Raw genomic sequence first — 18004 nt, forward strand, 5'->3', positions numbered from 1 at the left:
ATCCACTTTCTCATTTGTATCAAACAACTGAGAGCCGTTAACGGCGTCGGTGCTGTCAGCGGCCAGGGTACCCGCCGCCAGATTGGTGATTTTGCTGTCGCTTCCGTTGTGGTTAGCGCTGAATGCGCCAGAGGCTGCATCCCACAACAGGGCATCGTCGGTGAGCGTGGTGACGGAGTCGCTCAGGCTGTTGATATTGGTGGTGTTGGTGGCGATATCGGTTGTGTTTTGGTTAATGCTGTCGGTATTGGCGGCGATATCGGTTGTGTTCTGGTTAATGCTGTCGGTATTAGCGGTAATATCGGCAGTGTTTTGGTTGATGCTGTCGGTATTGGTGGCGATATCAGCAGTGTTCTTATCCACTTTCTCATTTGTATCAAACAACTGAGAGCCGTTAACGGCGTCGGTGCTGTCAGCGGCCAGGGTACCCGCCGCCAGATTGGTGATTTTGCTGTCGCTTCCGTTGTGGTTAGCGCTGAATGCGCCAGAGGCTGCATCCCACAACAGGGCATCGTCGGTGAGCGTGGTGACGGAGTCGCTCAGGCTGTTGATATTGGTGGTGTTGGTGGCGATATCGGTTGTGTTTTGGTTAATGCTGTCGGTATTGGCAGCAATATCAGTGGTGTTCTGCGTCACATTGGCGTTGGTTGCAAATAGCTGAGAGCCGTTAACGGCGTCGGTGCTGCTTTCTGATATGGCTCCGTTACCAACGTTGACAATTTTGCGCTTTAGGGCATCACTCCCTACAGAAACTACGTTTTCTTCGGTCGCTGTAGAATTGCTCCCTATCGCGACGGAATTTTTTGCAGAGGTTACCGCCCCACTACCGAAGGCAATGCCATTTGCCGCATCTGACGTTACGGATGTATTGTAACCGAAAGCCATGCTATCCAGAGATGCGGCATTCGCCCCTAATCCTACCGTCAGGCTTCTTTCTGCTGATGATACGGTATCGCGTCCAAGCGCTATTGAATTTTTCCCTGAGGCATTTGCATTTGTTCCCAGTGCGATGGCGTAAAGATTTGAGGCAACTGCGTTTGTACCTACTGCCATAGAGTATTTAGCCGTAGAAGTGGTATGTGCACCTGCCCCTAGCGCCACTGAGCCTATACTCTCAGCAAGGCTATATCCGCCCAACGCAGTGCTGGAAGCCCCAGATGCCTTACTATAGTAACCTATTGCAATACCGGCACCCGCTACATATCCTTTGGACGGATCTTCTGCGACCTTTTCTTTAGTTGTTATTGTTGAATCAGCTTCGGCGCCTTCGCCAATGGCTATCCATCCATTCTCAGTGCCGATCCCTTTCCCTGTATCGTTCCCAGCATTGGCCAGTGCGTCCGCAGAAACCATAATGCTGCTAAGACTGATGAGTGCGGAAACCGCCAGCTTTCTGCGGCCGCTTTTTTTGCCGCGGCTTTTTGCGGTTTCGCTGGTGACAACAAATGTTCCCGTAGCGGCATTCCAGAGGACTCTAAATATTCTGTTCATGAATAAGTGCTTTCCTTTTCTAAAATAATTGTATCAATGGCTATTATTTTTTTGGCTTCTTTTTCGTATCATTAATAGGTTGTATGCTGTCGAATATGACATTCTCCATGTTAATACCTATTTTTAGATACTTAAGATTATTGGGCGATACGCCTTTTAATGTTAGCGTGACGTTTGTCCATGCTCCCGGTAAGAGTTCGATTGTCGAATCCATTTTTGTGTTGAGCAGGAGTTGTCGCCAGCGAGGCAGATCTTTTGCCTCGGAAGGTTTTTTCGTACCCCATGTCATATTAAACGCAAGGTTTGATACGGGAATGCTGAGTAAGTTAACTAAATCAAGATGAATAACACTTCCATTATCTATTGGTTCAATAGATAGAATACGCCCGGCTAATCCGATATTGCCGTTGTTAATAATAAAATAGTGCGTTTGTGATGGGTCCAGTTCTGTATAGTCGAATAGCCGTTGTTTGCGTTCAACGCGGCCAACGACTTCGGCGACCTTTTGAGTTGTGTTGATAACCGTAGCTTGTTGTTTTTCTAGCAAATTCATCTTTGCTTCTTGTTCTTTTTGTTGTTTTTCTAACAGGTTTATCTTTGTTTCTTGTTCTTTTTGTTGTTTTTTCAGCTCTTCAACAAGGTGTTTATCTGCAAAGTAGTCACAACCAGATAAAAAGAATGTGAATCCCAACGCAAGCAGGGGGATAAATTTTCCATTTTTGTGCATATAAAATATCCTTGTTAATAATTTATGTAATATAAATAGTTAACCTGTTATTTATACAGCTAACTCATCATTTTGCGAGCATTGCCAATAACCATAATATATGGTTATAATTAAAACATTCATTGCTTCTATAGGAGTGTGCGAATACCCGACGTTGTTTATCAATTACTCATAGCAATGCTTTATAAAAATATAATTATAATGTTTATGTATGGGGTTTTTTTTCAGGGATGATAATGTTATTTAATTTTGCGGGTCAATCATATTCTGCGGGATATAAGAAAAGAGGATGAAAAAAATTCATTGTATAAATACAAACAGGCATGATAGTGGAATTTTTCATCCTGAAAAAGCAGGGACTACCGTTAAAAATGAACTTGTATATAAGCGGTGTAAATACTTCCAGGAAAAATTCGGAATATAGCCCGATGCTCTCAAGACACCCTCCGTACAACGGGTGTCCTGAGAACCTGGGATGCGGAAGGTTTAGAACTCGCTCTTCGCGAAGCCTGTCATCTCTTTGAGCCCCATTTCCCGGCCCAGCGCCGTCATCGGGTGGACCACGATCAGGCCGCGTACGCTTTTTTTGAGTTTGCCCATATCGGCCTGCTCTTTTTTAGTGATCGCGCGGCGAAACGGCAGGTTCATCAGCTTCTGCGCTTCTTTACTCAGTTTCTGGCTGTGTACTTCGCGCAGACGGATAATTTCTGCTTCCAGCGTCTCTTTTTCTTTTTCCAGCTCCGCGTATTTATCGGCGGATTCAACCAGAGAGAGACCTGCCTGCTGGTGGCGAATAGCGTCAAGACGATCGCTCAGGCGTTTAATTTCGTTTTTTTCGACTTCTTTCATGGGATAGCTTCTGATAGAAATGGGATAGATACCTTATAGTATGCGCGCAGTGAGTGATTCTTCACAACTCATGACGTAAAGATAATCAATTATGGCAAGTATTACACTGCTCACTATTTAATTATCTCGTTGAGAATAAAATCCTTTTTGTCGAAAGAAAAGATGAAGCGTCCTTTTGTCGGCAAGAAAAGCGATTAAGCACATTTTCCTCAATGACAACGCTAAATTGATCCTAAACTCAAATAAGCGACCGCGGGAGTCAGACGCGGGTCCCACATGGAGGATCTATCATGGCAAAAATAGGTGAGAACGTACCACTTCTTATTGATAAAGCCGTCGATTTTATGGCGTCCAGCCAGGCGTTCCGTGAATACCTGAATAAAACGCCGCCGCGTGATTATGTTCCTTCCGAAGTGCCGTCGGAGAACGCGCCCATTTATTTGCAGCGTCTGGAATATTACCGACGGCTGTACCGACCAAAAGAAGAAGAAAGAGGTTAACGGCGGGATTTACTTTTGAAAGGCCTTTTTTAAGCTGATTTTAGAAATCAGCTCGGTCAGAGAGAGGACCATCGTCGAACGCACCGCCTGCTGGTAGCGCTGAATTTGCATGGCGTAGAGCGCCGCGTCGGACGTATCAAAATGCGGCGGCGGCGGCAGCGCCATGACGCAGTGCAGTTCGCCAAACGGCCCGAGAATTTCATCGTCGGTAAAGGCGTACTCATTGCCGTCGTGATTCAGCTCTTCGCGCAGCGCCATTAACAGCTCCGCATCTTCATATTCGGTGCGGCTGAGTACGCCCAGGCCATAGATAAGTTTCAGACGTACCGAAAGATCGCCCAGCGGCCCGTCGCCATCCAGCAACGGTTCCACAGCGTATTTCACCGCATAGTCGTCTTTGCGAAACACCTGGAGCACCAGAATATTCACCGCCTCGGTCAATAACTCGACGGCGGTAATCAGGAAGCTCCGTACGGTTTTGCCAGCATTCAGACGCTCAAGCACACGATTTTCAAAGGCCTGGGTTTGTTCCATTATTGCCTGCATATCTGACAATCTGTTATTTGGGCGCAGGCTAACCTGCGCCGGGTTCTGCGTCATTTGGTCGCGTTATATGCGTTAACCGCCTCAGCCACCACATCGCTATTGGCATCCAGCCCGGAAATTTGCGCCAGCGCGGCCTGCGGGCCTTTTTCGGTAATCAGAGCCGCCAACTCCTGCGCCTGCGGATCTTCATCACTACGGAAATGCATCGCCGCCGCGATCCCTTTGACCAGATTCACATGCGGCAGACCATATTCCAGGGTGCCAAGCAGCGGTTTGATCAGACGGTCGCCCGCGCTGAGTTTGCGTAGCGGCTGACGACCTACGCGTTCGACGTCATCTTTCAGATACGGGTTTTCAAAACGACCGAGGATTTTCTGAATGTATGCCGCATGTTTGTCGGCATCAAAACCGTAGCGTTTGATCAGCACCGCGCCGCTTTCTTCCATCGCGCCTTTCACCACCGCGCGAATACTCTCATCGAGAATAGCGTCGCGAATGGTTTGATGACCGGCTAATTTGCCGAGGTACGCGGTTATAGCATGACCCGTGTTCAGCGTGAAGAGTTTACGTTCGACAAATGCCATCAGGTTATCCGTTAACTCCATCCCCGGAATGTTTGGCAACGCGCCTTTAAACTGGGTTTTATCGACGATCCACTCGCTGAAGGTTTCTACCGTCACTTCCAGCGGATCGTTGGTCGCAGAAGCAGATGGCGGCACAATACGGTCAACGGCGGAATCGACAAAGCCAACGTGCTGTTCAACCCAGGCTTTATCGCCATCCGCCAGCGCGTTCATTACGTGGCCTTTCAGCTGCGTTGTGCCGCGTACCATGTTTTCACAAGCGATGATGTTCAGCGGGGCATCCACGCCCTGCGCCTTACGTTTTACCAGCCCTTTAGCGATGGCCGGAGCGATACGCTCAAGCACAACCGGACCCACGGCAGTAGTGATTAAATCAACGTGGGCAATCAGGTCGACAACATCATCGCCGATGCTGCTGACAGCGTTGACGCCGGAAACGGTATCCACCTGCTCATTTTCACCCACAACATGAACCTGATAGCTATGACGGGCATTCAGGGCATCGAGTACGACCTGGTTTACATCCGCAAACGTCAGTTGTATCCCCGCGTCAGCCAGCAGTTTGCCGATAAAGCCACGACCGATATTACCTGCGCCAAAATGTAATGCTTTCATAGTATTAACCTTCATTAATGTTTTTACCCGAGAGGGCTGGGGTGAGGGACTGCATAGATTTCCCCTCAACCTAACCCTCTCCACAAGGGAGAGGGTATCGCCTTCATATTTCGAACTGCAGATGCGTTGGCTCTCCTCGCTCACCCCAGTCACGTACTTATGTACGCTCCTGGGGATTCACTGCGTTGCCGCCTTCCTGCAGCTCGAACTATTTTGGGGATACTTAACTGTTAAGCTTTTTTACCTGCCAGCAGTTCCAGCACTTCATCCACGCTGGTGGTGTGCGCCAGACGTTCGATCACGGATTCATCATCCAGCGCGTTGGTCAGGCTGGTGATGACCTGGATGTGCTCATTGTTACGTGCGGCGATACCAATGACCAGACGGGCAATATCGTCTTCTTCTTCACCGAAGCGTACGCCTTCCGGATACTGGCAGAACACCACGCCGGTTTTCAGCACGCGATCTTTCGCTTCCACTGTACCGTGCGGTACTGCGATGGATTCACCGAGGTAAGTCGGCGTCAGCTTTTCGCGGTCCAGCATCGCCTCGACGTATTCCGGCTCAACATAGCCGCCTTTCACCAGTTGTTCACCGGCAAAGCGAATCGCCTCTTCTTTGTTAGCGGCTTTACGGCCCAGGAAGATATTCTCCGCACCCAGTTTGAACAGGTTGTTATCACCCTCCTCAAAGCTGTCTTTCAGATGGTCGCGTACTTTCTCTTCATTAGTATTGTGGCGCTGTGCAGCAACCAGACGTTCGGTCAGGCTGGTGTACAGGCCGCTATCCAGGAAGTTGGTCAGCGAAATATGCTGCGCCTGCGGTACCTGACGCATCGCGCGCTCGGTAAGGTCACGGTGAGTAATGACCAGATCCACATCCGGCGGCAGATTGTTAATGGCGCTGTTGGTGACGGAGATCTGGCTCAGGCCCGCATCCTGTACTTTCTTACGCAGTACCCCTGCGCCCATCGCGCTGGAACCCATACCGGCATCGCAAGCCACGATGATTTTACGCACATGGCTCAGGTCGTTAGTCACGTCGCCAGCCGCCAGCGGAGAGGCGCCTTTAGATTCCGCTTTCATGTCATGCATACGACGGGTGGCCGCTTCAATGTCATCTTCTTCTTTCACTTTGCTGGTTTTCAGCAGAATTGCAGACACCACGAAGGAAACCGCCATTGCCGCCACGATGGCAGCGATGTTAGCGAAGTAAGCGCCTTTTGGCGTCATCGCCAGTACCGCCAGAATGGAACCTGGAGATGCCGGAGAGACCAGACCGCCGTTCAGGATGGTCAGGGTGAATACGCCGGTCATACCGCCGAGAATCACCGCCAGAATCAGGCGTGGGTTCATCAGCACGTACGGGAAGTAGATCTCATGGATACCGCCCAGGAAGTGGATAATTGCCGCGCCGCCCGCAGACTGTTTAGCGCTGCCGCGACCGAAGAACATGTACGCCAGCAGGACGCCCATCCCCGGACCCGGGTTAGCTTCAATCAGGAAGAAGATGGATTTACCCATCTCATGGGACTGCTGGATACCCAGCGGTGAGAAGATGCCGTGGTTAATCGCGTTATTGAGGAACAGGATTTTCGCCGGTTCAACAAAAATGGACGCCAGCGGCAGCATATCGTGCGCCACCATGAAGTTAACGCCAGCCGCCAGAATTTTGGACAGGACTTCAACCGCCGGACCAATACCGAGGAACGCCAGGATGGCGAGGATCATACCGATGATGCCAGCGGAGAAGTTGTTCACCAGCATCTCAAAACCGGATTTGATCTTACCGTCTACCCAACTGTCGAATTTCTTAATGCAGTAGCCGCCTAATGGACCGGCGATCATCGAGCCGAGGAACATCGGCATATCCGCGCCGACAATAACGCCCATGGTAGTGATAGCGCCCACCACGCCGCCGCGTTCGCCGCCAACCAGACGACCGCCGGTATAACCGATGAGCAGCGGCAGCAGGTAGGTGATCATCGGACCAACCAGTTTCGCCAGCGTTTCGTTAGGCAACCACCCTGTTGGAATAAATAATGCGGTGATAATACCCCACGCGATAAACGCGCCGATATTAGGCATCACCATATTGCTGAGGAATCGACCAAAGCTTTGCACTTTGATCTTAATATCGGATGACATAAAAACACCCCTTCTTATGTTGCTGTCGCGCAGGCTGAAAGCCCGAGGTTTGTTAATGTAGCGGCAGAGGTAGCCGGACCCTGTAGTGTAGATACTGCGCAATCTGGCACTGAATCGTTCAACTGTCCAGACAGAGACAATTTATGTGATTTGTGTCACATAAATATAGGGGGTAGAGAGGTAATTGATGTGATATTGATCACAAAGTGGCTGTGTAAAAAAACAACGAATCTAATTTTTAGCCCTTAAAAGACCATTTTATGTGAGATATTTCACATTTTTATTTTGGTGCTTTGTTGAATTTTTGTGATCATCTTCACAAGAAATTTTAAGCCCGGGTAACGCCAATACGATCCGGCAAACATTTTGTTGCGAGCCCTCTCACGTTATGTCATTCAGCAACCTCCTTTTGCGTCTCTTTTCGTCTTATTTGAGCCATACTATGATTTTTACTGGTTGGCAAAAAGGACACGGCATGAAACTCATCGGTAGCTACACCAGCCCTTTTGTGCGCAAAATCTCTGTTCTGCTGCTCGAAAAAGGCATTACCTTCGAATTTATTAATGAACTACCCTACGAGGCGGATAACGGCGTGGCGCAATACAACCCTCTGGGTAAGGTGCCAGCGCTGGTGACGGAGAAAGGCGAGTACTGGTTCGATTCGCCGATCATCGCGGAATATATTGAACTGCTGGATATCGCGCCAGCGATGCTCCCGCGTGACCCGATGGCAGCGCTTAAAGTTCGCCAGCTTGAAGCGTTGGCTGACGGCATTATGGATGCAGCGTTGGTTTCTGTACGCGAACAGGCGCGTCCGGCGGCGCAACAATCGGAAACGGAACTGCTGCGCCAGCGGGAAAAAATCAACCGCAGCCTGGATATGCTCGAAAGTTATCTGAGCGACGGGACGCTAAAAACGGATACGGTCAATCTGGCGACTATCGCGATTGCCTGTGCGGTAGGCTATCTCAACTTCCGCCGGGTCGCGCCTGGCTGGTGTGTTAGCCGCCCCCACCTGGTCAAACTGGTCGAAACGCTTTTTCAGCGCGAAAGCTTTGCCCGCACCGAAGCACCAAAGGCTTGACGCGCATTATGTCCGCCTGAGCAAACTCACGTTACAATCCCCCTTATGTCGATATCCCTCTCCCGCCAGGAGAGGGCCACCAACAGCCAGGCATTTTCATGACAAGCGAAACGCGTACACTCTACAGCCAGCTTCCTGCTATCGATCGCTTATTGCACGATAGCGCTTTTCTTTCTCTGCGCGATCGGTATGGCCATACCCAGGTGGTTGATCTGCTTAGGCGGATGCTTGACGACGCGCGCGACGTCATCCGGAATACGCAAACACTTCCCGACTGGTACGCGGACTGGGCGCAAGAGGCGAAACTCCGGCTGGAAAATGCGGCGCAAAGCGCGCTGCGCCCGGTGATTAACCTGACGGGGACGGTGTTGCACACCAATCTTGGCCGCGCATTGCAGGCGCAAGAAGCGATTGAGGCGGTAACGCAGGCGATGCGCGCGCCGGTGACGCTGGAATACGATTTAGATGGCGCCGGGCGGGGGCATCGCGACCGGGCGCTGGCGACGCTGTTATGCCGTATCACCGGGGCGGAGGACGCCTGTATCGTCAATAACAATGCGGCGGCGGTATTGCTGATGCTGGCGGCGACAGCCAGCGGCAAAGAGGTGGTGGTTTCGCGTGGCGAGCTGGTCGAAATCGGCGGCGCGTTTCGTATTCCTGATGTTATGCGCCAGGCGGGCTGTACGCTGCATGAAGTAGGCACCACCAACCGGACGCACGCGAAAGATTACCGTCAGGCGGTAAATGAAAATACCGGTCTGTTGATGAAGGTGCATACCAGTAATTACAGCATTGAGGGCTTTACCAAAACGGTAGAGGAAGCGGAACTGGCGGAAATCGGGCGAGAGCTGGATATTCCGGTGGTGGCGGATCTGGGCAGCGGTTCGCTGGTGGATTTAAGTCAATATGGCTTACCCAAAGAGCCGATGCCGCAGCAGCTCATTGCCGCAGGCGTCAGCCTGGTAAGCTTCTCCGGCGATAAGTTGCTGGGCGGGCCGCAGGCCGGGATCATCGTCGGCAAAAAAGCGATGATTGCCCAACTGCAAAGCCATCCGCTGAAACGCGCTCTGCGCGCGGATAAAATGACGCTGGCGGCGCTGGAGGCAACGTTACGTCTGTATCTGCACCCGGAAGCGTTGGCGGAGAAATTACCCACCCTGCGTCTGTTAACCCGCAGCGAAGCGTCGATTCGCGAACAAGCGCAGCGGTTACAGGCGCGGCTGGCGGCACGTTACGGCGATGAATTTGCGCTGGAGGTTAAACCCTGCCTGTCGCAAATCGGCAGCGGTTCATTACCGGTAGACCGCCTTCCCAGCGCCGCCATGACCTTTACCCCGCACGACGGGCGCGGTAGTCGGCTGGAGGCGCTGGCGGCCCGCTGGCGCACGCTGCCTGTACCGGTCATTGGCCGAATTTATGATGGCCGTTTATGGCTGGATATGCGCTGTCTTGAAGACGAAAGCCGGTTTATGGAGATGATGCTGAAATGATTATTGCAACTGCCGGACACGTAGACCACGGTAAAACGACGTTGCTCCAGGCGATTACCGGAGTCAATGCCGATCGCCTGCCGGAAGAGAAAAAACGCGGGATGACTATCGATCTGGGCTACGCCTATTGGCCGCAGCCGGATGGTCGTGTGCTGGGCTTTATCGATGTGCCTGGACATGAAAAATTCCTCTCTAACATGCTGGCGGGCGTAGGCGGTATTGATCACGCTTTGCTGGTGGTCGCCTGTGATGACGGCGTCATGGCGCAAACGCGCGAGCATTTACAGATCCTGCAACTGACGGGCAATCTCCAGCTCACCGTAGCGCTGACCAAAGCCGATCGCGTGGACGAGGCGCGTATCGGTGAAGTACGTGAAGAGGTACTGGCGGCGCTCGACAACTATGGCTTCGCCGATACCGTTTTATTTGTCACCGCCGCCAATGAAGGACGCGGTATTGCAGAACTTCGCGCTCATTTACAGCAGCTTCCTGCACGTTCGCACGCCGCGCAGCATCGCTTCCGCCTGGCTATCGACCGTGCGTTTACGGTGAAAGGGGCGGGACTGGTGGTGACCGGAACGGCGCTGAGCGGAGAGGTAAACGTGGGCGATACGCTATGGTTGACCGGCGTTAATACGCCGATGCGCGTACGAAGTCTACACGCGCAAAATCAGCCTACCGACCATGCGTATGCCGGGCAACGTATTGCGCTCAATATTGCGGGCGATGCGGAGAAGGAGCAGCTTAACCGCGGCGACTGGCTGCTTTCCGATGCGCCGGTGGGGGAAGCTTTTTCCCGGGTGATCGTTTCTCTGGCGCTTCATGCGCCGCTTTCCCAATGGCAGCCGCTACATATTCACCATGCCGCCAGCCATGTGACCGGTCGCGTCTCTTTGCTGGAAGGCGGGCTGGCCGAGCTGATCTTTGATACGCCGTTGTGGCTGGCCGATAATGACAGACTGGTGCTGCGTGATATTTCCGCACGCGCCACCCTTGCCGGCGCACGCGTGGTGACGCTTAAGGCGCCGCGTCGCGGTAAACGTAAGCCAGATTATTTGCACTGGCTTTCAACGCTTGCTGCCGCGCAGGACGATAGCGCGGCGTTGGCCATTCATCTGGAACGCGGCGCCGTCAACCTGCCGGATTTCGGTTGGGCGCGTCAGCTTAATCCTGTCGGTATGCGTCAGCTTATTGAGCAACATGGTTTTATCCAGGCCGGAGACAATCTGTTAAGCGCGCCCGTCGCCGCCCGCTGGCAGCGTAAGATTCTTGATACGCTGGCGACCTACCACGAACAGCACCGCGATGAACCGGGGCCGGGACGCGAGCGTTTACGCCGCATGGCCCTGCCAATGGAGGATGAAGCGCTGGTCCTGATGCTGATCGAGCGGATGCGCGACGACGGCCTGATTCATAGCCATCACGGTTGGTTGCATCTGCCGGATCATAAAGCAGGATTTAGCGATGAGCAGCAGGCCGTCTGGCAAAAAGTCGAACCGCTATTTGGCGATGAGCCCTGGTGGGTACGCGATCTGGCGAAAGAGACCGGAACGGAAGAACAATTGATGCGGCTGGTGCTGCGGCAGGCGGCACAGCAAGGCATCATTACCGCGATCGTAAAAGATCGGTACTATCGTAACGATCGGATTGTCGCTTTCGCCAATATGATCCGCGAGCTGGATCAAGAGAGAGGATCAACGTGTGCGGCGGATTTTCGCGACAGGCTGAATGTAGGGCGGAAACTGGCTATTCAGATCCTTGAATATTTTGACCGGATTGGATTTACACGACGTCGTGGGAATGATCATTTATTACGTGATGCGTTATTATTTCCGCAAAAAGAATGAAATGGTTAAATTAAATAACAAATGAAGCAATACAATTATTGCGTTGCTTTATAAAAAGCACATCAGGAAATGAACCAGATGTGCTTTTTATTTTTCTGACTTCTTAAAATAGCCATCGTGAACCTGTTATCAGAATAGTTTTGCCCATATTCTTTGCGCCTTAGTCAGGCGACTCACGATGAGATTGTGGAACTTTATCGCGCGGCGATGTAACGCCTTTGCCCGGTGGCGCGGACGCTTACCGGGCCTGCGTAGACGATGCAGGCCGGATAAGGCGTAACACGTTAGCTTCGGGCGAGCTTTTGCTGCGCCAGCCAGACGGCGCCCAGCCTGCCCGCCTGATTTCCCAGTTGGCAGGGCTGAATCGGCACCTGGAGCGCCTCCCACATTTCAAACGTTTCAAGATGCCGCGTCAGGAGCGGGTAGAGCTTTTCCTGTTCGCTTATTCCTCCGCCGATCAGCACCACGCCCGGATCAAACATAGAGATCACGCTGTAAACGCCGCGTGATAGATAACGCGCCCAGTCATTGACCGCCTCACGCAGATGAACATCGGTCGCCATTCGTTCGAAGATCACATCCGCAGGCGGCATCTCTTCGGCAGGCAGCGCCAGCGCCTGGCGGCACGACGCCATTAATCCGCTGGTTGACGCGATTTTATGCATACTTTCGCCATTATTCCCGACCGGCATGACGCCGAATTCACCGGCATGGAAATGTGCGCCGCGATACAGTTCTCGTCCGACGATAATACCGCCGCCAATGCCGGTTCCAATGGTAATGCAGACCAGATTGTCATAATGCTGCCCGGCGCCTCGCCACATTTCGCCCAGCGCCGCGCAGTTCGCGTCGTTCTCCACGACCAGCGGCAGATCGGTCAGCCCGCTGAACAACTCCATCAGGTTGACGTCATCCAGGTAAGCCAGCGCGCCCGCTTTTGCCGCATGACCGTTATGGGGATTAATATGGCCGGGGAAACTGACCCCGATTGCCGCAATGTCATAGTCCTGTTGGCAACGCGCCACCACATCCTGCCATTTGCGGGTAAACGTGGAGGCGTCCTCTGGCGTATCGAATTGATGATGGGTTAATTCTTCGCCGTCACTGTTAATCACGCCATATTTGACGTGAGTTCCTCCCACATCAATACCGATATATTGCTGCATAGTGTTCTCCGTACGTTAAACAGGCACCTGTTTAGTATGGCTAAAACCAGACGGAGAAACGTAAAGGAAAGTAATTCGTGATTGCTGTCGTAAAGCGGGAAACCATTGGCGAAAAATTCACCAGTACCGTCTACCCTTGTGGAGTACCTTTACAATAAGGAGTTGGTCATGACGAACAATCCCCCTTCAACACGTATTCAGCCAGGTGAATACGGGTACCCACTGAAGTTAAAAGCCCGCTATGACAATTTTATTGGCGGTGACTGGGTTGCGCCCGCCGACGGCGAATATTATCAAAACCTGACGCCAGTGACCGGCCAGCCGCTATGTGAAGTCGCTTCCTCCGGTAAAAAAGATATCGATTTAGCGCTCGACGCCGCGCATAAGGCGAAAGATAAGTGGGCGCATACGTCAGTACAAGACCGTGCCGCTATCTTGTTTAAGATCGCCGATCGGATGGAACAAAACCTCGAACTGTTGGCGACAGCGGAAACCTGGGATAACGGTAAACCGATTCGTGAAACCAGCGCCGCCGACGTACCGCTGGCGATCGATCATTTCCGCTATTTCGCCTCCTGTATACGTGCGCAGGAGGGCGGGATCAGCGAAGTTGATAGCGAAACCGTGGCCTACCATTTTCACGAACCGCTTGGCGTCGTGGGGCAGATAATCCCGTGGAACTTTCCGTTGTTGATGGCAAGCTGGAAAATGGCGCCAGCGCTGGCGGCGGGTAACTGTGTGGTGCTTAAACCGGCACGCCTGACGCCGCTTTCCGTTCTGCTGTTAATGGAAGTCATTGGCGATCTGTTACCGCCGGGCGTCGTCAACGTCGTGAACGGCGCGGGCGGCGAGATTGGCGAATATCTGGCGACCTCGAAACGTATCGCGAAGGTGGCGTTTACCGGTTCGACGGAAGTGGGTCAACAGATCATGCAGTACGCCACGCAGAATATTATTCCGGTAACGCTGGAGTTAGGCGGTAAATCGCCCAATATCTTCTTTGCTGACGTGATGGATGAGGAAGATGCGTTCTTTGATAAAGCGCTGGAGGGATTTGCCCTGTTTGCCTTTAACCAGGGCGAGGTGTGTACCTGTCCAAGCCGTGCGCTGGTCCAGGAGTCCATCTATGAGCGCTTTATGGAGCGCGCTATTCGCCGGGTAGAGAGCATTCGCAGCGGGAACCCGCTAGATAGCGGTACACAGATGGGGGCGCAGGTCTCCCACGGCCAGCTTGAGACTATCCTCAATTATATCGATATCGGTAAAAAAGAGGGGGCCGATATTCTGACCGGTGGGCGACGCAAGGAGCTGGATGGCGAACTTAAAGAGGGCTATTACCTTGAGCCTACCATTCTGTTTGGTAAGAACAATATGCGCGTCTTTCAGGAGGAGATCTTTGGCCCGGTGCTGGCGGTAACCACCTTTAAAACCATGGAGGAGGCGCTGGAAATCGCTAACGATACGCAGTATGGCCTCGGCGCCGGCGTCTGGAGCCGCAACGGCAATCTGGCCTATAAGATGGGGCGCGGCATTCAGGCCGGGCGCGTATGGACCAACTGCTATCACGCCTATCCGGCACATGCGGCGTTCGGCGGCTATAAACAGTCGGGCATCGGGCGCGAAACGCATAAGATGATGCTGGAACACTACCAGCAAACCAAGTGCCTGCTGGTGAGTTATTCCGATAAGCCGCTGGGGCTGTTCTGACGCAAGAGGTAATGCCCGATGGCGCTGCGTTTATCGGGCCTACCGCATTGATATCAGCCTGGTGGTAATGCCCGATGGCACTTCGCTTATCGGGCCTACAAAAATTCATCGCAATGTACTGATATTGCAAAGCTTGTAGGCCGGATAAGGCGCAGCCGCCATCCGGCACAGTATTACCGCTCGTTAACCCAAATCCGCATTTCGCCCTCGCCACGGTTGGCCCAGCTAAACCACGGAATGAAGGTTAGCGTCTGCGGCTGGCGCGATGACGGCGCGTTATCGTAGTGCCACAACGCCTGATGCTGCGCATCTGGGGCGCTTTGCTTCTCGCCTTCAGCCTGAATCAGCATCTTATGCGCAAAAAGCCCTTTGCCCTCAAAGACCCGGAATTCACTCTCTTTCGGTAACCACAGATTATGCAGTTCTTCGCCGTTATCGGCCTGCTCAAGGCAATAGACCAGCGGCCCGCGCTGAATGGCGACCTTACCGGCGACGTGACGCGCCAGCGGATTGCCATACACGCGGCGAACCGGCATCGGCAGCGTCAGGGTTATCGTATCGCCCTCCTGCCAGGTTCGACGGATATGCAGATAACCTTTGCGAATATCCTGTTCCACTTCCAGCCCGTTGAGCGTCACTTTTGCCTCAGGGCACCAGTCCGGCAGGCGTAGCGCCAGCGTGTGATGTACCGGCTGCACAGAGTCGATGGCGATCTTCACCTGCTCATGCCACGGGTAGTTCCCGCTGATTCGCAGTTTGAGCGCGCCATTTTCAACGGGTATTTCCATGCTGTTACCCACGTACATATTGATGTACAGCGCATCCGCACGCGGCGTGTAGATGTAGTGACCAAGGGAGGTGAGCACGCGGGCGATGTTCGGCGGGCAGCAGGCGCAGCCAAACCAGCGCTGGCGAATGGGCTTAACGTGATCGTAAATATGGTTGAATTTTAACGATTTTGGATGCACTTCCAGCGGGTTGACGTAGAAGAAATGCTTGCCATCCAGCGCCATACCACCGAGGACGGTGTTGTACAGCGCGCGCTCCATCACGTCGGCGTACTGGCTATCGGCTTCCATTTCCAGCATCCGGCGGGCGAACATCATCAGGCCGATTGAAGCGCAGCTTTCCGCATAGACCGAATCATTGGGTAAATCGTAATCGCTGCTAAAGGCTTCGCCGCTGCTCTGTGAACCGATGCCTCCGGTGATATACAGCTGACGCTGCGCCATATTTTTCCACAGGCGCAGGCAGTCCTGGCGTTTGCCTTCATCGTTGCTCAGGCGAGCGAGATGCGCCACGCCAGTCATCAGATAGACAAAACGTACCGCGTGGCCAATGGCCGTCTGCTGCTGCGAAATTGGCAGATGCGCCTGGCTGTAGGCTTTGTCTTTGACCATCCACGCCGGGCCGTAGGTATGCCAGTAAGAGGTTTGGCCGCGTTTTTCGTACTCTTCGTCGTAGAAGTGCGGTTGGGTGCCGCGCTGTCCGATAAAGTAGCTTGCCAGCATCATATAGCGCGGCTGCTCTGTTACCTCATACAGACGCATCAGCGCCAGCTCAATTTCCGGGTGGCCCGGATAGCCATGCAGCTGATTTTCGCCAGGGCCGAAAGTGCTGTCGATATGATCGGCCAGGCGACAAACGACGTCTAGCAGCCGACGCTTGCTGGTGGCCTGAAAGAAGGCGACGCCCGCTTCAATCAGATGCCCGGCGCAATAAAGCTCGTGGCACTCCGCCAGGTTGCTCCAGCGTTCTTGCGGGGCTTTTGCCGTAAAGTACGTATTGAGATAGCCATCGTCACACTGCGCGGCAGCCACCAGTTCAATCACCTCATCGGCGGTTTTCTCAAGCGCGGGATCGGGCTTCTGGCACAGTGACCAGGCAACCGCTTCCAGCCATTTCGCCACGTCGCTGTCCTGAAAGACCATGCCGTAAAAGTCGCCCGTCTGCTGGCCTGCGGCAATGCGGAAATTTTCAATGGCATGGCTGGGTTCAGCCTCTGGAATACGATCGTTTAACGCATCCCACTGGTAAGGAATAACCACATCGCGAACCAGTTGTTGATACTGTCCGAGGAACGGATCGCTGACCGTCAGTTTATGCAGATCGACTTCCAGTACGTTCATTTCGTGCTCCTTAAGGCTGTAGAGGTCATAGATATTCCTCGCTGACGGGGTATTTTATGGCAGTAATTTTTATTTTCGCGTTATGACCTGATTCATTTTGCCCAGATAGCGGTGAGCGACAAGGCGATAAAAGAGTAAAAAAAGATGACGATTCCGACCCGTATTTAAAAATGTGAGATGGATCGAGTGAAATGACTATTTTTAGTTAATAATCAAAAGCTAATATGAAATACGGTGCTGAATGAGCGGGAAATGACATATTAATGCTCGAACTATCCATGACATTACCGATTAAAGTCCAAAACGGCGGATTATTTATTTCTCGCGGCATTGGGCGTCATCCTGCCAGGCGTCTGCAATCGTGGGAAATTATATTTGTGGAAAAAGGCTGCCTGAAAATTCAGGAAGAAGAATGTGTTTTCTGTGTCGAAGCCGGGGAAAGCCTGTTGCTTTGGCCGCATCGCCGCCATATTGGCGTTGAGGAGTTTCCCGCCGATCTTAAATTTTACTGGCTCCATTTTGAGGTCAAAGCGCCGGACAGCGACCCGCGCTGGCTGACGCATCTTTCCGTGCCGCAGCATACCCAGGTTGCCGATCCGCAGGCGCTGATTGCGCTTTTTCGCCAGTTTATGAACGAGCAGGAAAAGCACCAGCGCAGCCCGGCGCTGGAGTTCATCGTGCTGCTGATTTTGCAGCAGCTCACCGTTGACGCCCGGCAGAATGAAAACGCCGAGGCCGCTGGCGTGTCGCTGGCCTGGAAAGTACAGCAGTTGATTCGAACGCACTATCACCTGCCGCTTTCCAGCTCGGTTCTGGCGAAAGAACTGCATTGCAATGTGGATTATCTGGGACGCGTTTATCGGCGGGTATTTCACCTTACGCTAACGGAAGCCATCCACCGCCAGCGGGTGCGCGAGGCGGAAAAGTTGCTGATTAGCGACGCGCGTTCGTTAAAAGAGGTGGCGGAGCGGTGCGGTTTTAATGACGTTGGTTACTTTCGCCAGATCTTCCGCAAGCACACCGGCCTGACGCCTACCGCCTGGAAGCGGCGCTACAGTAAGGAACACGTTAATTCTTGAGTATAATCTTTGGCCCTCTGACAACGCGGTTGCAAACTGAATG

The 18004-nt window shown here is 52.8% G+C and carries 14 protein-coding genes; 6 read left to right on the forward strand and 8 right to left on the reverse strand.

The window, feature by feature from the left end; translation table 11 throughout:
• From ABVM99_RS16395 to ABVM99_RS16405, 3 genes are all read right to left on the reverse strand, one after another.
• On the reverse strand, positions 1-1491 hold a 1491-nt coding region (locus ABVM99_RS16395; RefSeq protein WP_272709668.1), incomplete at its 3' end, for an ESPR-type extended signal peptide-containing protein.
• A 43-nt stretch (positions 1492-1534) separates the two neighbouring features.
• A complete protein-coding gene (locus tag ABVM99_RS16400; protein WP_000549449.1) occupies positions 1535-2218 on the reverse strand; it encodes a DUF3251 domain-containing protein in 684 nt (227 codons plus the stop codon).
• A 486-nt stretch (positions 2219-2704) separates the two neighbouring features.
• Positions 2705-3067, reverse strand: a complete 363-nt coding sequence (locus ABVM99_RS16405) for a YibL family ribosome-associated protein (protein WP_000665687.1) — start codon at positions 3065-3067, stop codon at positions 2705-2707.
• A gap of 290 nt (positions 3068-3357) precedes the next feature.
• Here ABVM99_RS16405 and ABVM99_RS16410 point away from each other — a divergent pair, with 290 nt between their 5' ends.
• The gene (locus tag ABVM99_RS16410; protein WP_023194985.1) at positions 3358-3567 is read left to right on the forward strand and encodes a hypothetical protein; all 210 of its coding nucleotides are present in this window, start codon (positions 3358-3360) and stop codon (positions 3565-3567) included.
• A 9-nt stretch (positions 3568-3576) separates the two neighbouring features.
• On the opposite strand, the gene mtlR is transcribed toward ABVM99_RS16410, so the two are convergent.
• The 3 genes from mtlR to mtlA form a co-directional block, all read right to left on the reverse strand.
• Positions 3577-4167 carry a mannitol operon repressor MtlR gene (mtlR, locus tag ABVM99_RS16415; RefSeq protein ID WP_000193201.1) on the reverse strand — a complete coding sequence of 197 codons (591 nt, stop codon included), beginning with the start codon at positions 4165-4167 and terminating at the stop codon, positions 3577-3579.
• Complete coding sequence (mtlD, locus tag ABVM99_RS16420) at positions 4164-5312, reverse strand: mannitol-1-phosphate 5-dehydrogenase (protein ID WP_000645391.1); 1149 nt, start codon at positions 5310-5312, stop codon at positions 4164-4166. The genes mtlR and mtlD overlap by 4 nt, the downstream gene beginning before the upstream one ends.
• Before the next feature lie 230 nt (positions 5313-5542).
• On the reverse strand, positions 5543-7459 hold the full coding sequence (mtlA, locus tag ABVM99_RS16425) for a PTS mannitol transporter subunit IICBA (RefSeq protein WP_000093287.1): 1917 nt from the start codon (positions 7457-7459) through the stop codon (positions 5543-5545).
• 475 nt (positions 7460-7934) lie between these two features.
• Between mtlA and ABVM99_RS16430 the strand changes: the two genes are divergently transcribed.
• The 3 genes from ABVM99_RS16430 to selB all read left to right on the forward strand — a co-directional run bounded on the left by ABVM99_RS16430 (position 7935) and on the right by selB (position 11880).
• Positions 7935-8543, forward strand: coding sequence for a glutathione S-transferase (locus ABVM99_RS16430; RefSeq protein WP_000766681.1), 609 nt, complete (start codon positions 7935-7937; stop codon positions 8541-8543).
• A gap of 98 nt (positions 8544-8641) precedes the next feature.
• A complete protein-coding gene (selA, locus tag ABVM99_RS16435; RefSeq protein WP_000200188.1) occupies positions 8642-10033 on the forward strand; it encodes an L-seryl-tRNA(Sec) selenium transferase in 1392 nt (463 codons plus the stop codon).
• Complete coding sequence (gene selB, locus ABVM99_RS16440; protein ID WP_000582395.1) at positions 10030-11880, forward strand: selenocysteine-specific translation elongation factor; 1851 nt, start codon at positions 10030-10032, stop codon at positions 11878-11880. Before selA ends, selB begins: the two co-directional genes overlap by 4 nt.
• 284 nt (positions 11881-12164) lie before the next feature.
• On the opposite strand, the gene ABVM99_RS16445 is transcribed toward selB, so the two are convergent.
• On the reverse strand, positions 12165-13046 hold the full coding sequence (locus ABVM99_RS16445) for an ROK family protein (protein ID WP_001188269.1): 882 nt from the start codon (positions 13044-13046) through the stop codon (positions 12165-12167).
• A gap of 168 nt (positions 13047-13214) precedes the next feature.
• On the opposite strand from ABVM99_RS16445, the gene aldB reads away from it, so the two are divergent.
• Positions 13215-14753 carry an aldehyde dehydrogenase AldB gene (gene aldB, locus ABVM99_RS16450; protein WP_000183988.1) on the forward strand — a complete coding sequence of 513 codons (1539 nt, stop codon included), beginning with the start codon at positions 13215-13217 and terminating at the stop codon, positions 14751-14753.
• Positions 14754-14926: 173 nt separating this feature from the next.
• On the opposite strand, the gene ABVM99_RS16455 is transcribed toward aldB, so the two are convergent.
• On the reverse strand, positions 14927-16882 hold the full coding sequence (locus ABVM99_RS16455; protein WP_023194986.1) for a glycoside hydrolase family 127 protein: 1956 nt from the start codon (positions 16880-16882) through the stop codon (positions 14927-14929).
• Positions 16883-17145: 263 nt separating this feature from the next.
• On the opposite strand from ABVM99_RS16455, the gene ABVM99_RS16460 reads away from it, so the two are divergent.
• Positions 17146-17961, forward strand: coding sequence for a helix-turn-helix domain-containing protein (locus tag ABVM99_RS16460; protein ID WP_000891816.1), 816 nt, complete (start codon positions 17146-17148; stop codon positions 17959-17961).
• Positions 17962-18004 lie beyond the last annotated feature (43 nt).

It is taken from the genome of Salmonella sp. SJTUF15591 (genome assembly GCF_043356435.1).
GTDB lineage: Bacteria > Pseudomonadota > Gammaproteobacteria > Enterobacterales > Enterobacteriaceae > Salmonella > Salmonella enterica.